Source organism: Anaerocolumna cellulosilytica, from assembly GCF_014218335.1.
Taxonomy (GTDB): domain Bacteria; phylum Bacillota; class Clostridia; order Lachnospirales; family Lachnospiraceae; genus Anaerocolumna; species Anaerocolumna cellulosilytica.
The window spans coordinates 1,716,097-1,731,415 of the sequence record NZ_AP023367.1 but is presented as its reverse complement, the minus strand read 5'-3'; the positions used below and the strand labels follow the sequence as shown (position 1 = coordinate 1,731,415).

9 protein-coding genes are annotated in these 15,319 nt (G+C 39.0%); 5 read left to right on the top strand and 4 right to left on the bottom strand.

Annotated elements, in window-relative coordinates:
* Positions 1–96: 96 nt before the first annotated feature.
* Complete coding sequence (locus tag acsn021_RS07500) at positions 97–7,767, bottom strand: rhamnogalacturonan lyase family protein (RefSeq protein WP_184093548.1); 7,671 nt, start codon at positions 7,765–7,767, stop codon at positions 97–99.
* Between the two features lie 413 nt (positions 7,768–8,180).
* Here acsn021_RS07500 and acsn021_RS07495 point away from each other — a divergent pair, with 413 nt between their 5' ends.
* From acsn021_RS07495 to acsn021_RS07480, 4 genes are all read left to right on the top strand, one after another.
* The gene (locus acsn021_RS07495) at positions 8,181–9,113 is read left to right on the top strand and encodes a metal ABC transporter solute-binding protein, Zn/Mn family (protein ID WP_184093547.1); all 933 of its coding nucleotides are present in this window, start codon (positions 8,181–8,183) and stop codon (positions 9,111–9,113) included.
* Positions 9,114–9,295: 182 nt separating this feature from the next.
* Entirely contained in the window at positions 9,296–10,054 is a 759-nt protein-coding gene (locus acsn021_RS07490) for a metal ABC transporter ATP-binding protein (protein WP_184093546.1), read from the top strand.
* A gap of 20 nt (positions 10,055–10,074) precedes the next feature.
* On the top strand, positions 10,075–10,998 hold the full coding sequence (locus acsn021_RS07485) for a metal ABC transporter permease (RefSeq protein ID WP_184093545.1): 924 nt from the start codon (positions 10,075–10,077) through the stop codon (positions 10,996–10,998).
* Positions 10,982–12,100, top strand: coding sequence for a metal ABC transporter permease (locus acsn021_RS07480; protein ID WP_184093544.1), 1,119 nt, complete (start codon positions 10,982–10,984; stop codon positions 12,098–12,100). The genes acsn021_RS07485 and acsn021_RS07480 overlap by 17 nt, the downstream gene beginning before the upstream one ends.
* 96 nt (positions 12,101–12,196) lie before the next feature.
* Here acsn021_RS07480 and acsn021_RS07475 read toward each other — a convergent pair whose 3' ends face one another.
* From acsn021_RS07475 to acsn021_RS07465, 3 genes are read right to left on the bottom strand one after another with little or no spacing between them, the layout of a single operon-like run.
* On the bottom strand, positions 12,197–13,030 hold the full coding sequence (locus acsn021_RS07475) for a Cof-type HAD-IIB family hydrolase (RefSeq protein WP_184093543.1): 834 nt from the start codon (positions 13,028–13,030) through the stop codon (positions 12,197–12,199).
* Between the two features lie 57 nt (positions 13,031–13,087).
* Positions 13,088–13,456 carry a DUF4180 domain-containing protein gene (locus acsn021_RS07470; protein ID WP_184093542.1) on the bottom strand — a complete coding sequence of 123 codons (369 nt, stop codon included), beginning with the start codon at positions 13,454–13,456 and terminating at the stop codon, positions 13,088–13,090.
* Positions 13,457–13,459: 3 nt separating this feature from the next.
* Positions 13,460–13,942 carry a helix-turn-helix domain-containing protein gene (locus acsn021_RS07465; protein WP_184093541.1) on the bottom strand — a complete coding sequence of 161 codons (483 nt, stop codon included), beginning with the start codon at positions 13,940–13,942 and terminating at the stop codon, positions 13,460–13,462.
* A 356-nt stretch (positions 13,943–14,298) separates the two neighbouring features.
* Between acsn021_RS07465 and acsn021_RS07460 the strand changes: the two genes are divergently transcribed.
* The gene (locus tag acsn021_RS07460; protein WP_184093540.1) at positions 14,299–15,177 is read left to right on the top strand and encodes a helix-turn-helix domain-containing protein; all 879 of its coding nucleotides are present in this window, start codon (positions 14,299–14,301) and stop codon (positions 15,175–15,177) included.
* Positions 15,178–15,319 lie beyond the last annotated feature (142 nt).

Below are 15,319 nucleotides of genomic sequence, written 5' to 3'. Positions count from 1 at the left end.
GGAAATCTGATAAAATATAGCTTATTATCAGATTTCCTTACTTTTAATCTGGGTATAACCCTTGTTTTATTATAATGTTACAGTTTCTGTGATTCTTTATTTTACAGTAACTTTAATCTTACTGGATAACCTTCCAGCCTTTACTACTACATACTCTGTTCCTTTTGAGACAGCAGTAGCTCTGCCCGTTGTTTTAGTTATGTTTACAATTGATTTTTTAGTAGTTGAAAATACCACATCTGACTTCTTAAAGCCGTCTGCCTCTACCGTAAACGTATATACATCTCCAACCTTCATTACATTAGTTTTATCAATCACTTTTAAAGACGCATCCTTAACGGTAATTGTGGTCTTAAATTTCTTAGTTGTATCGCCAAGCTTAATGCTTGTTGTAATTGTTACTTTTCCTTTTGCTTTCGCTGTCACTTTGCCTTTCGAGTTAACAGTTGCAATTTTGGTATTACTGGAGGTATAAGTAACTTTTTCGTCAATAAGTTTTTTATCCACAGCCTCTTCTATTACTGACGGTACAGTTAGCTTAATAGAAGCTGTTTTACCAGCTGTTCCGCCTACATAAATGGTTTTTGCTGTGGAAGCTGCCTTAATTTTTGCAAGTTCCTCCGCAAGTAGTACTTTATCATCAAAAACAACTACATAATCAGAAGCATGTGTAAAGCTTAATTCTGCATTGCCCTCCTTATCCACACGATGGGCTGATTGTAATTCCAGTGTTTTGGTACTTGGATTGTAATAGAACAGATTTGCTATTTTTCCTGTAACCGTTTTGTCAAAGCCTATGGCTAAGGCGGCATTCAATCCAAAGTCACCATTGTGCGCAAGTTGAAGTGTCTGATATTTATTTTTACCAGCTTGTTTTTCGATTATTGCAGCCGGTACGGTGTTCTTATTCTTCGTGATTGCCAGGTCAATATCCTTTAATTTATCTCCGGTTACACTCTTGCCTTGAATGAGCCATTTGTAATCACCAAACTGCACTTCCATCGTTACATTTCTTCCCTTAATTGCAGAAACCGCTTCTTTGGGCAATACGGTGCCTTCTCCTGTCCTGATAACTACTTTATCGTTTTCTTTGGCCTTTTTAAGATATTCTACAACATCTTTCCAGCCTTTTACCTCGTCGTTTCCTTCAATGCCCGGTGCCTTTGGAGCTGGCGTTGCTGTCGGGTCTGGTGCTTCCGTCGGAACTGAGGTTGGTGTCGGTGTCACAGTTACCGTAGGCTCTGGGGTTACCGTAGGCTCTGGGGTTACTGTAGGCTCTGGGGTTACTGTAGGTTCTGGGGTTACTGTAGGTTCTGGGGTTACTGTAGGTTCTGGGGTTGGTGTCACAGTTGTTTCACCTGCCACAACCTGCCTTATTACAATGGAATTCAGGCGGGAAGTATTGCCGGCTGCAAAAAACATGGATATCTGTCCATCTGTTACAACAACATTGCTTACTTTACCAATACTATAAGTATTTGCCGCATTGCTCACAGTAAATGCGGAAGTAGAGTTTTGTACCGTTACCTTAACACTGCTTTTATAAGCGGAGCCGGATGTGAATTCAACGTTATAGGTACCATTTTCTACATCAGCTACAAAGGTCTGACCGTCTGTAATGGCAAAATCATTGTATACCTTAGGTGTCAATACGCCACTGTAGGTATAGCCTTCGCTTCTTCCTTCAATCACTGCGGAACCATTCAGGAAGCCATAACCCTTTTCAGTCGTATAAGCAATTCCTAACGCAGACGTGGTGTTTTTTCCACCCTTTGGATTTACAGTGATGCCAATCCAATCGTTTTCCACATCGTTTGCGGTAATTCCAAAATCAAATCGATATACCGGTTTGTAATCTACATATACTTTAATTGTTACTTCTCCGGCAAAGTCAGCAACCTTTCCCTTTACTAAAAAATCACCTTCTGCTGCAAGTAAGCTCTCTGCGTTCTCTGTATTCCAGATAACCGCTGCACTACCCTTGCTACCGGATTTATAAACTGCATTTAGGGTGGTAGGAAGCAATGCCTGTAACTCGCTTACCTTACTTCCTATTACTGTTTCTACACTCTGAATATCTTCGAAGCTTACAATGTAATCATCCTTAACCTCTACCTTCATCTGTACCGTTTGGGTGCCAAACTTTCCGTCAGAAGCCGACAACTGAACGGTTCCCACTGCGGTATATATACCTTTTTGAGTACTGTCAACTTGTGAAGCATCCCAAGTTACACTAACTTCTTCAGTTCTGCCGTTTAAATAATGATAGACTACTTTACCTGGAAGTTCTAAGGAAGCCGCATTTTGTACCACATAATTGGTGTAATAAGGCTCCGTGTCACTTGTTCTGGTATATCCTTCAAATTCATAGGTTGTAATTGTATTTTCTATTACTTTTACGGTTTTATTAAGAATACTGTCATATCCTGCTACAGAAGCTTTTACCGTATAAGTCCCAGGTTCTGTAATATCAAGGCTTGTTACGTCCCAGGTTACACTAGCCGTGGTTTCATTATTATTAGAGTCAATTACCTTTAATGCAGTCGGTAATAAAGCTGCCACCGTGCTGTTTGCAGGAACAGGCGTATCTTCTACAATATCCTCCAGTTCGAACTCTACAATTTCAGCAATATCTACTAATGTCTTAACTACCAAAGGATTAGACAGATACGAAGTTCTTCCGTTTACAACAGCCGCTATGTAATAGCTGTAGTTTTTATCAGAAACTATTGTATTGTCGGTATAGCTAAAGGTCTGCGTATCTAAAACCGCAAGCAGCTCATACTCTCCCTCATCTGCTTTACGATAAACTTCATAACCCTCTACTTCATGACCGTAGATGCCGTCAGAAGCAGGCGTAAATGTAAATCTAACAGAACTTTTGGTTACTTCCTCTGCTGTTATATTTGCTGTCTTAATTCCCTCAGATAATAGATAATCCAAGTTAGCAGGTTGATTATATCCAACATTCTGCCATGCAACACCTGTTCGGTAAGCATAGTTTTCCATCAAGGTTGGAATGACATAATCAGTTTCTATGGTTGAAGTGTATATGCGTATCTTACTATCATCAGAAGCTGAACGGGCAATGATTTCGTCCCTCCAGTCACCAAGCACATCGGCAACAAGACCGAGATTTCCTTTTGTTCCATTACTTGTATATATTTCAGAACTTTCAAATAATTTTTCTGATATATTGTCAAGGTAATTCCATTTTGTTATATTGGTACTGATTGGTATATAAGCACTGCTGTTAAAGCTGTGATTCTGTAATTCACTTAACAGATCCCCATCCCAAAACAGTGTAAAGTTCACATCCGGTGTATTCTCAGATACCTTTATGAAATTGTCGAAGGTGGAAAGAGAAGAATATAATCCTCCATTGGTTTCGTTCCACGCGGGATTTGCCCACATTTCTGCGCCTTCATGGGTAGGGTCCACATCTGCTGCAACTCCACGACCAGTGTCTACTCCTGTAAAGTAACCCCAGAGAATCTCTCCAGTTTCTGCATCATGAATCTCCACCTGATACTGAGCATCGGCGTGTTCATGCACGGAGAATATTTCAAGTCCTGGATTAGATAGAATCCAGTCAGAAACATGCATGGCATCTCCATGACCTAAACCGGTTGTGTATTTTAGAGTTCCATCGTGGTCTATAACAAGTGCACCATAAATAATCTCATCTTTTCCGTCCTGGTCAATATCATTAATTGACAAACCGTGATTACCCTGTGCTTCTGTCTCTCCATAGATTTCTACCGGATAATCATTGGTGTCAAACTTCCAGCGAAGAACAAGTTTATCACCGATTCCGTCATTATCCGTGTCTACAAAGTCATAAGCGGTCAAGCAGGTTCTGGTATAATAACCACGGGCAAATACCGCACTTGGAGTTTCTCCGTCTAAATATGCTACTGCAGATAAGAAGCGGTCAACACGGTTACCGTAACCGTCACCCCAGGCAGACACATTACCGCGTTCCGGTATATAATCCGTTGTATCGATAATACGTCCGGTTTCCCCGTCAAAGATTGTAAGATACTCTGGTCCTTCCAGTACATAACCAGAGGTATTTCTGTAGTCATTGGCTGCACTTACTTTATCGGTAGGAAGTGATAAGGCATTGCCTGCACCTACATAACCAGTTTCTGTTAAAATGCCGTCCACATTCTGGTATGTAGTGCTTCCGTCTGCTGTTTTACAAATTACTTCCGCACTGCCGTCACCATCAAAATCCCATACCTGAAATTGTGTATAGTGGGCACCGGAGCGGATATTAACTCCCAGGTCAATTCTCCACATCAACGTGGCTGCACCAGTGGCAGAATCAAAATCATAGGCATCTAAAATGGTAGTTCCGGTATAGCCTGAATGGGAATTATCGTTTGCATTAGATGGCTGCCACTTTACGATTAATTCGTAAGTACCATCATTATCTAAATCCCCTACGGACATATCATTTGCTGTATAAGTAGCGATTGTTCCGTCCGGCATTATCTGGTTCTCTGGTTTCTCTAACTGTAATTCAATAAAATAATTTTCCCAGGTACCTACTGCCGTAGTATTTACTCCAATATGGGAATCGGAGCTTCCTTCCACCCTATAGACATCACCAGCGGTTCCCTGAGGATCCACACAATTAGTAACTGTAAGATTAGAAGCGATTACCTGTTCATTTCTATACACTGTAAAGGTTACATTCTTAGGATCTGCTTCAAACAATCTCCAGCTTAAATATACCCCTGCTGTAAGCTCATTGCCGTTTTCATCCTTTGTGGTTACATTAATCTCTGCACCTTTATTACCTGCTAAGTCTACCGCAACTAAAGCTCGGTCTTTTAAGTGTTCCGCTTTTTGTCTTTCCAATGTTTCTGTGACAGGTGTTGTCAGGGCTTCTGATTTTTCACCTACACCTCCCTGACCTACTGCCTCCACCATGTAATAATAGTGAACATTCGTATTAATATCACTGTCCGTATCTGTAAAAGCTGGGGTACTTGTTTCACCTACTTTTTTATAACCGGTATATCCTTTCGTTCCTTCTAATCTTGGAGAACGATACACATTATAGGTTATCGCACCTTCTACGGGATTCCATGTAACGGAGATATTCCCTCTTTGAGCCGAAAGGCACTTTAAGTTTTCCGGCTTTGCAGGCGGCTGTGCATCCGGATCCGTCATTTCAATAGAAATGGAGGTACTTGGTGCAGATTCGGTTCCGTCTGCTGTGACTGCCGTTACATAATATATTCTTGTTTCTCCTATATTTGCAACCATTGCACGGGCATCTAAGCTATCCTTATCTCCTGCGGCGATTGTCTTAAACACGCTGAAGTTCTGGTCAGTAGAAGACTTCTGATATATTTTATAGGAAACAGCTTCGTCAATTCCGTCAAAATTGATTAAGAAAGTAGCATTGGTTGCTGTAAAATCAAGTTCAGAGTAGGATAAATTAGAGGGTGCCAGTAATAACGGTGTGATTTCCATACCATTAATATAAGCGTTTGTACCACCTACTGTCACATTCAATTGTCCGTCCGTCACTCTTACAACAGCACTTACTGTTCCAATGGATTGCTTTGCAGAAATTGTACCAATCGAAGCACCTTCTGCTGTATAAGAGGCTTTAATGGTACTGGTACCATCCATTAAATCACCGGCATATATCTTAATCTCGTAATCACCATTTGGAAGATTCACAGCGAATTCTCCGTTACCAAGACAAAAATCATCTGCCATAGCGTTAGAATCCGGCTTTCCGTTATTTGCACGGTAACGTCCGTTACCAGGAGCCGTAATCCAGCCATACCCTTTTTGGGCATCAAACAGCTGTGTTGATGTTACCTGATTCCATCCATCTAAAACCGGATTAGAAGCTTGATGGTCAAAATCATATTTGTATAAAGCAGATTTTGTTGTTACAGAGATTTTTTCTGATACCTCTGAAAGTCCATATTCGTTAAAGGCTCTTACTGCATACACATAAGTTTTACCGCCCACACAATTCTTATCTGTATATTTTGTAACGGAACTTACAGAATATTTCTCCGCTCCTTCAAAATCAACACTATCAGCCGTCTGGCCAGCAGTTAATTCCACACGGTAAATATAATATAATTCTGCGCCCTCTGCTTTGTCCCAGGAAAAGCTTACACTGGTAGCCCCCACTGATGTTGGTACAACATTCGTAACTACAGCTGGTGCTGAAACAGGTGCATTTAATTCTATGAGTCCCTTTAGAGCCAGCAGCTGACTGTCATTCGACTCAAGAATCAGTTTTGCAACACACTGGGCAAATTTATAAGCTCCATAGTATTGTAAATGTGTAGAATCCGATACCCCACCGGAATAATACCCGTCATAATCTCCGGCTGCCAAATGCAGGAATAAGGATTTTGCACCCTCTACACCCAAGGATTCACATAATGCAATGGAGGCACTCGTCAAATCCAGAACGGGTATATTTTGTTCACTGCTCATAGTAAGCATGACCTGACGGTAGGCTTCAAAATTACTGCCAAAGGTACCATCCGAGTTTGGACTGTATCTTGCAACTGGTGTAACAAGAACAGGTATTCCACCTCTTTGTCTTACTCCGTCAACATAGGTCTGTATGTATATTGAAAAATCGGATGAAGATACATAACGGTTTGGTCTGGAGTAGGTAGCATCATTGTGTCCCCATTGAACCAGCACATAGTCTCCCGGTTTTACATCCTCTAAAAGATCATCCAATTTGCCTTCCTCTATAAATGACTTGGAACTTCTTCCTCCAATGGCTCTATTCTCTATTACCACATTTTCTGTCTCATAGACCTGAGCCTGACTGTAATTACAGTTTTCTGCCTCATACTCTCCTACAAATTCACCGAAGAAACTGTGCAGTACCTGTCCCCAGCCAGTCTGTGGATAGTAAAATGCATCATAGGTCTGTACGGTAGAGTCAGAAGCAATAAATATAGTCGGCTTAACTGCCGGCGTATTCGTAGCCTGACGAACAATGGAAACATTACTTACATATACCTTGCCAGTCGTGGCATCTTCTTCTTTCGTTGCCGTACTTTTGGCCAGGAACTTTAAGTTCAGCTGCCCATCAATAAGTACTGCGGTTATAATGGTATCTACTTGCGCACCAGGAGCTACTAGTATATCCGCTGCCTTTGTAATATCTTCTGCCTCCAGATAGGCCGTATACGGTGTATCTGTCGGATTAACAAGTGTTACTTTTACATTGTAATCTGCATTGGGTAAATCCACGTTAAAAGTGGACGTATTTTCATAGGTATATACACCATATCCGCTGCTTTCGGTTTCTGTCCATACATTACCGGATATCTCCAGTGCATCTGCATTAAGGGCAGACCCAGAGACTGTCCTGACATAGTCAGCTCCGTCTGAATAGACCGGAACTCTCGGAAGGTATACCCCTCCTACCCATCCGTCAGCCGGTATAGAATATTCCACATTACTAAAACCATATTTTTGTTCCTGGGAATATAGTGTGTCTTGCGTTACATCTGTTCCGAAGTTGTAGTCTGCAACTAGTTCATCATTTGCATAGTCTGTGTAATTGCCCTCACCGCTTTGTGCGATAACCGGCATTGTAAAGCCAGGTACACTACCGGCTGCCATGGATATTGCTAGCAACGTGGCAAGTACTTTGCTTCTCAGTTTTTTCTTCATAAGCCTTTGACCCCCGTTTACATTTTTAGTATTTTCATATCTTGTAGGATTTCCAATAAATCCATTATCCTGATAACTCATATCCTTCCCAGTATGCATTCAGAATTTTTATTACAAGGTATATTGTAATATTAAACAGGAATAGCATTAATTTCCAAGCAATTTCAATAAAAAACTTTTCATTTTCGACTATCATTCATTTATTTTTTATTTTTTTGGTTATTTATTGTTTGATTTTTTATATATTTTCAATTATTAACTTTGACTATCATACAGTATTTTTGTCATTTATCACAAATTCCAACACATAATATAAGTCTTATTAACTTTAATTCTATTCCTTTTTCTATGATATTTGGCAAATATATAAATTCTATCTTCCACACCAGTCACATTTTTTTTACTGCACAATATATTAGTTTTAGGAAAAAGTTTTACCCTAAGCTAACTTTTTTAATATGAGATAGAAGTTAATGAATATAGGAAGGAGTCCTATGACCAAAAAAATTAAGTTTATAATAGCTCTAACGATTACTTTCGCCTTATTTTTAACCGGGTGTCAAAGCAGTGCACCGGCAAAAGAATCCGGCACCCTAAAAATTGTAACTACTACGACTATGTTAGCCGATTTAGCTGCCGTTATTGGCAGAGAACATGTAACGGTAAACGGACTTATGGGTCCCGGCATAGATCCCCATCTCTATCAGGCAAGTGCTGGAGATGTAACAAGAATGCAGGAAGCGGATGTTATACTTTATAATGGTTTGCATCTGGAGGGTAAAATGGGTGAAATCTTCGAATCACTATCCAATCAGGGCAGTACGGTAATTCGAATTGAAGACGGAATCTCGGAGGAAGATTTACTATCCTGGTCCGAGAATTCCTCCGCATACGACCCCCATATATGGTTTGATGTTTCTTTATGGAAGGATGCCGCTCAGTTAGTAGCCAAACAATTATCAGAGACGGATGCTGACCATTCCTCCGATTATGCAAAAAACCTAGAACTGTACCTGACAGAACTAGATGCTTTAGATACATACATTAAAGACCGGGTATCCGAACTTCCAAAAGAACAGAGAGTTTTGATTACAGCTCATGATGCCTTTCATTACTTTGGCAGAGCCTATAGTTTTGAAGTAAAAGGATTACAAGGCATCAGTACAGATGCAGAAGCAGGAACTGGAGATGTCAGCAGCCTGGCAGATTTCATAGCAGAAAAAAAGATAAAGTCTATCTTTGTTGAATCTTCCGTCCCGCCTAAAACCATTAAGGCATTGCAGGCGGCTGTAAAAGCAAAGGGTTTTGATGTAGCCATTGGCGGGCAGCTCTATTCAGATTCCCTAGGCGGAAAGGACTCTGGTGCTGAAACATATATTCTGACTGTAACCTCCAATATTGATACAATTGTTGAGGCTTTAAAATAATAGACTGTTCTCTCTTTTTTATACAAAAATTTACATGCATCTGGGGCTTGAATGCTTGCAGATTTGGCATGCAATGTGACTAGGTTGAAAAAAAGAATATTTTCAACCTTCTGATTTGTACGTGTGCAAGCGCAGATAGCGCTGGTGCAATCAGCACGAAGGCACACAGATAGGAGTTTAATATGGAATTAAATACATTAAATTACGCTGTCCAGATAGAAGCTTTAACCGTAGCTTATGACTCGAAACCGGTTCTTTGGGATATTGACTTAAATATCCCAAAGGGGAAACTTATGGCAATCATCGGTCCTAACGGTGCCGGTAAAACCACTTTAATAAAAGCAATGCTTGGATTACTTATTCCGGTTTCCGGAAAGGTACGTTTTTTTAAGGAGCCCATTGATAACCTTCGCAAATTGAAAAATAAAGTTGCATATGTTCCCCAAAGCGGCAGTGTGGACTGGGATTTCCCGGCTACTGTACTAGATATTGTTCTTATGGGCTGCTACGGAAGACTTGGATTCATTAAGCGTCCCGGCATAAAGGATAAGGAAGCTGCTATGGATTCTCTGAAAAAGGTTGGTATGGAGGATTATGCACTCCGTCAAATCAGTCAATTATCCGGAGGACAGCAGCAAAGGGTTTTTCTGGCAAGAGCCTTGATGCAGGATGCAGAGATTTATTTAATGGATGAACCCTTTAAAGGTGTTGATGTACAGACAGAGAAAGCAATTATTTTGTTGCTAAAAGAATTAAAGGAATCAGGAAAAACTGTTGTTGTGGTGCATCACGATTTGCAGACTGTACCAGAGTATTTTGACTGGGTTACCCTGATTAACATAAAAGTTATTGCAAGTGGACCGGTAGAAGAAGTTTTCCATGAGCAAAACTTAAAAACTGCCTACCGGAGTACCGGAAATCTATTGAAAAATGCAGTATAAGAAAGGAGGAGGACATTTATATGGAACATGTTATTAACCTGTTTAAAGACTATACCTTTCAGACTGTAGCTCTAGGTTCCGGCATACTTGGTTTAATCAGTGGAATCCTTGGAACCTTTGCAGTACTTAAAAAGCAAAGCTTACTAGGAGATGGGGTATCCCATGCTGCTCTGCCAGGTGTTGTTATGGCTTTTCTTCTTACCGGTGCTAAAGATACGGAGATATTACTTCTTGGTGCCCTTACCTCCGGGTTATTGGCAACCTTGTTCATTCTTAATATTGTAAAACATACACGGATAAAGTTCGACAGTGCCCTTGCACTTGTTATGTCCGTATTTTTCGGACTTGGGTTGGTACTTTTAACTTATGTACAGAAAATTCCAAATTCGAACCAGGCAGGTTTAAAGCGTTTTATCTTTGGGCAAGCGTCAACATTACTGCAAAAAGATGTATATTTTATGACAGTTTGCGGTGCAATACTCCTTCTACTTGTGATTTTATTCTGGAAAGAATTTAAACTCTTTATTTTTGATGCTGAATATGCCAAAAGTCTTCTATTTCCTACACATAGATTGAATCTTTTATTGTCCTTCATGATTGTTATGGGAATCATTATAGGTCTCCAGACCGTTGGAGTTATTCTAATGAGTGCTATGTTGATTGCACCTGCTGTTGCTGCAAGACAATGGACTAACAGGCTTTGGGTTATGGTTATGCTTTCTGCCTTTTTTGGTGCAGTATCCGGTATTAGTGGTACTGCTGCCAGTTCACTTTCTGATAAACTGCCCACTGGCCCTGCCATTGTTGTCGTTGTCAGTTGTATTGTTATATTTAGCGTACTTTTTGCCCCCGGAAGAGGCATGCTTCAAAAATTGATACACAGAAAGAATATGAAGCTGCTTTTAAAAAACAAAGGAGGTGGTGCGGATGTCTCCTCAACTTGAAATCTTATTAATCGCAATAACCGTTGCTGTAGCCTGCTCGCTGCCCGGCGCTTTCCTGGTTTTAAGAAAAATGTCAATGATGTCTGATTCAATTACTCATACTATTTTACTAGGAATTGTGTTGGCTTTTTTCCTGACACACGACTTATCCTCTCCCTTTTTGATAGCAGGTGCTGCCTTAATTGGTCTTGCCACCGTCTGGTTAACAGAAACCTTAAACCGTACAAAGCTGCTCTCAGAGGACGCTGCCATAGGAATTGTATTTCCTCTCTTGTTCTCCATAGCCATTATTTTAATTGCTAAATATGCCGGTTCCGTACATCTGGATACCGATTCTGTTCTTCTTGGAGAGCTTGCATTTGCCCCCTTTAACCGATTGATTATCTTTGGATACGATATCGGAGCAAAAGCAATTTATAGTACTATGGCATTGTTGCTCATTAATCTGGTATTCTTAATCATATTTTTCAAGGAACTAAAGGTGGTTACCTTCGACCCTATACTGGCTGCGGTTCTTGGATTCTCCCCTACGCTGCTTCATTATAGCCTCATGTTCCTGGTATCCATGACAACCGTCGGTGCCTTTGAGGCCGTGGGTTCTGTTTTGGTAGTTGCCTTTATGATTGGTCCTCCGGTAACCGCTTATCTCTTAACCGATGATTTAAAACATATGCTGCTTCTTAGTGCACTCATAGGAATGGTAAACGCTATTCTAGGTTATTATCTTGCGGTTGTATTTGATGTCTCAATCTCCGGCAGTATGAGCGTTATGACAGGCTTGGTATTCTTCCTTGTATTTATAATAGCCCCTCACAGAGGACTTATTAGTTCCTTAAGAAGACGAAGCAGGCAAAAATTAGAGTTTGGTAAGAAAACCCTTTTATTTCATTTATACAATCATACAGTCACAGAAAATGAAAAACAAGATACTAGTCCTCATGCCCTGACCGCTCATTTTCACTGGGATAAAGCTTTGGCAGATAAAATCATAGGAATATTGTTAAAGGAAGAGAATATCTTCATTGAAGATGAGGTGGTTAAAATTACAGAAAAAGGGCAAAAGCAAAGTAAAATGGATTATGAAAGTTTATTTGCAGAGTAATAAAACTATTCCCTAAAGGTGATAATGACAGGTAAGTGCCTCATTATCACCTGATTTTAATAGCCTGACCCCAAGAAGATAAAAAGTTCTGTATTGTTAAAGAAAATATTGATGTATTACCTTTGCCACGCCATTACGGGCATTGGTATCCGCTAATAGGCCAGCAGCCTGTTTAACCTTGTCCGATGCATTTTCCATGGCAATACCAAGCCCAGCGCTCTGTAACATTGGAATATCATTTTCACTGTCTCCAATGGCTATTGCCTCTTCGGCAGACATATTATAATACTGCATCATTTTTTTTAACCCGCTGCCCTTTGTAACCCCTCTTAGATTACATTCCAAAAAAACTGGAGCAGTGAGCGCAGTTTCAAATCTGCCTAATCCATCAATCTCCTTACGTATGGCTGCTAATTTGCCTTTATCAGCACTCATGAAACCGCATTTATAAACGCCTATGTTACCCGCAAGTAGTTCAGCTTTTAAGTGATTGCTCTTTATAAATCGTCTGCTGAGCAACATGGCATGTTCATAAAGGTATTGAAGTACTGCGTATTTGGATAACCAGGAAAATCTTTGCAAGTGATAGGCATAAGAATAACGAGCCGTATACCAGAAGCTATTATTCTTATATTTTTCACTGATATGAAGCATTTCTTTACATAAATCATATCCCATATGCTTCTTATATATTGCCTTTTTCTCATTCATTATACGGACATACGCTCCGTTTAACGCGATGTAAGGCAAATATAAAGAAGATTTACGTAAAATCCTCTCAATCTCATAAGGCGTTCTTCCTGAATTAATAACTACTAAAATCCCTCTTTTTTGTGCTGCTTTTATAGCCTTAACCGAGGTTTGGCTAATTCTCTTAAAATGACTCAACAAAGTACCGTCTAAATCAATAAATATTGCCTTATAATCCATAAAACTCCACTCTTTATTTATATAAGATTCTGCTATATAAAATAAGAACCCTCCATATTATTTTGCAGTCGCTAATATTTCAACGGCTTCCTCTTTTGTAGCTACAAAAAATACGTCTTTGCCATGATTACTTTCATAAATGAAATCTCTTAGAGATTTACTGGTATAATTCGCATAGTCACCAATAATAGCCAGTTTTACACCATAGTTTATAAATTTTTGAAGGATCTCACCGGCAAGGCAGGTACTCAATTCAAAAAAATCCTCTGTGACAGCAGACTTATAAAGTACTATGCGGCTGCTGTTGCAATTGTAATTAACGGAAGCCATCAAATCCAAAGCCGATTGCACATCCCTAATTAATAATTCTTCACACTCCACCAGCGCAATCCGGTTTTCTTTCTGCTCAATTGTTGTAATATTCATGATTCAATTACCTCCTAAAGTAATATTTTCCACTAATAATGTAATGGTACCTAACAGTTCTTCTATAAACCTTACAGAGCCCCATAACATAATCCTAATTCTTTTTTCCTTCTCATAATATTTTACATTCAAAGTGGGAGCATCCTGCATAGCAGCATCCTTGCAGTTCATTACTGCAATCAGCGTATTGGATATTCTTAAATACTCCTCTTTCTGAATCTGTTCAATGTCAACCACTGTAGAAACCTGCACTCTTCTCTTAACTTTATCAGCCTTCGTGTCTATTGCAGAATATTCCACATTATAGGCAATATCAGGCTTTTCAGACGTATTCATAAAAACTTTCAAATCTTCTTCTGCTATTCTCCACTGCTTTCCGAGTTTACTCGCCGGCAGATTACCGTCGGCAATGAATTTTCTTATGGTTTTATGATGCATATCCAGAGTTTCAGCAACCTGGTTAATTGTATAGAATTTCTCACTCATAATAGATTTACCATCTTTCCTTTATTGATAGTGATTATAGCAGAGGATATTCTAAATGACAAGCACTTAATTGCACTTTATTATATTTTATTGCATTTTGTTATATTTCTTTCTTTGCTTTCTATACTTTTTATTAAAGTCCTTCAATTCCTATCATAATCTCATTAATTCCCATTATAAATTTTTCTTCTTTTGTTTTAGTTATACATCCGTACAAACAAAAGTATATATTTATCCCTATACACGTTTCACTTAATGTGATATATTTACTAGGTGTGATATGTAATTGAAGGAGTTTCAAACATTAAGGGGCTGCGGTTATATTTGTATTATCAAACATACTGAGGTGAAACAATATGAAGGAAATTATTATTCGAAGAAATTTATCGAATGCGGAGACGCAGGCTAATCTTAATACTTATTTAACCCTACAGCCCGGGTTAGATGCGAACGTTACCTTTAACATATATAAACCAATTAATAAATACATAGCAAAATACGTTGCCTACTTTTATGAATTTAATACGAATGAAATCAAAGACCTATCGATTCCTATTATACCGGATGGTTGTATGGACATTATTTTCATCCTCACAAAACAGGGCTTCCAGTCTTATATAGCTGGTACAGCCTTAACTTTTAGCGGATTACTTGCACTAAAAAACAGATACGTATTAGGAATACGCTTTCATCCCGGTGCATTTAAAGTGTTTTTTAACATTAATCCCTGTGAGATATTATCACAACAGATTCCTTTTCGCGCCTACTCTTTAAAATCTGAAGAAATCAATAAAGAGTTGTATGGTTCTAAAACCTTGATAGAACGTATAGCTATTTTAGAGAGGTTTCTGCTGTCTAATATTAGAGTCTGTGATAAATATGAACTTATACGATACAGCATTCAGCGTATGGTAGTTTCAAAAGGTTTGGTTAATATAAATACAATATCCTCTGAATTGAATTACAGTCCCAGATATATAAACAACCTTTTTAATGCTTTTATTGGTCTGTCTCCAAAATATTTAGATGAAATTATTCGGTTGCAGTCCACTGTCTTTCTGATTTTTAACTCCAAGACTTCTTTATGTGAAATTGCTAATAATTCCGGCTTTTGTGACCAGTCACACATGAATCGGACTATTAAAAGATTCTTTGGTGTGCCCTCTAGTACTCTTCTTAATCAAGGTTTTTTTTCTGCTGAGTACCATTGTTTAAAGAACATTTATATTTTTTAGAATCTGTTCTGATTTATTCTATTTTTTACTAGATAAATTGATTAAAATCCATATGTACATAAGAAAAAGACCTGTATAATAAACATGTCTTTCACCTTGTTGTATTTTCTATACAACTGCATTGTTGTATGGGTGGGAAAAG

Coding starts and splice junctions, on each gene's coding strand:
- acsn021_RS07500 (WP_184093548.1), bottom strand. CDS start 7,767: ATGAGTTATCAGGATAATGGATTTATTGGAAATCCTACAAGATATGAA.
- acsn021_RS07495 (WP_184093547.1), top strand. CDS start 8,181: ATGACCAAAAAAATTAAGTTTATAATAGCTCTAACGATTACTTTCGCC.
- acsn021_RS07490 (WP_184093546.1), top strand. CDS start 9,296: ATGGAATTAAATACATTAAATTACGCTGTCCAGATAGAAGCTTTAACC.
- acsn021_RS07485 (WP_184093545.1), top strand. CDS start 10,075: ATGGAACATGTTATTAACCTGTTTAAAGACTATACCTTTCAGACTGTA.
- acsn021_RS07480 (WP_184093544.1), top strand. CDS start 10,982: ATGTCTCCTCAACTTGAAATCTTATTAATCGCAATAACCGTTGCTGTA.
- acsn021_RS07475 (WP_184093543.1), bottom strand. CDS start 13,030: ATGGATTATAAGGCAATATTTATTGATTTAGACGGTACTTTGTTGAGT.
- acsn021_RS07470 (WP_184093542.1), bottom strand. CDS start 13,456: ATGAATATTACAACAATTGAGCAGAAAGAAAACCGGATTGCGCTGGTG.
- acsn021_RS07465 (WP_184093541.1), bottom strand. CDS start 13,942: ATGAGTGAGAAATTCTATACAATTAACCAGGTTGCTGAAACTCTGGAT.
- acsn021_RS07460 (WP_184093540.1), top strand. CDS start 14,299: ATGAAGGAAATTATTATTCGAAGAAATTTATCGAATGCGGAGACGCAG.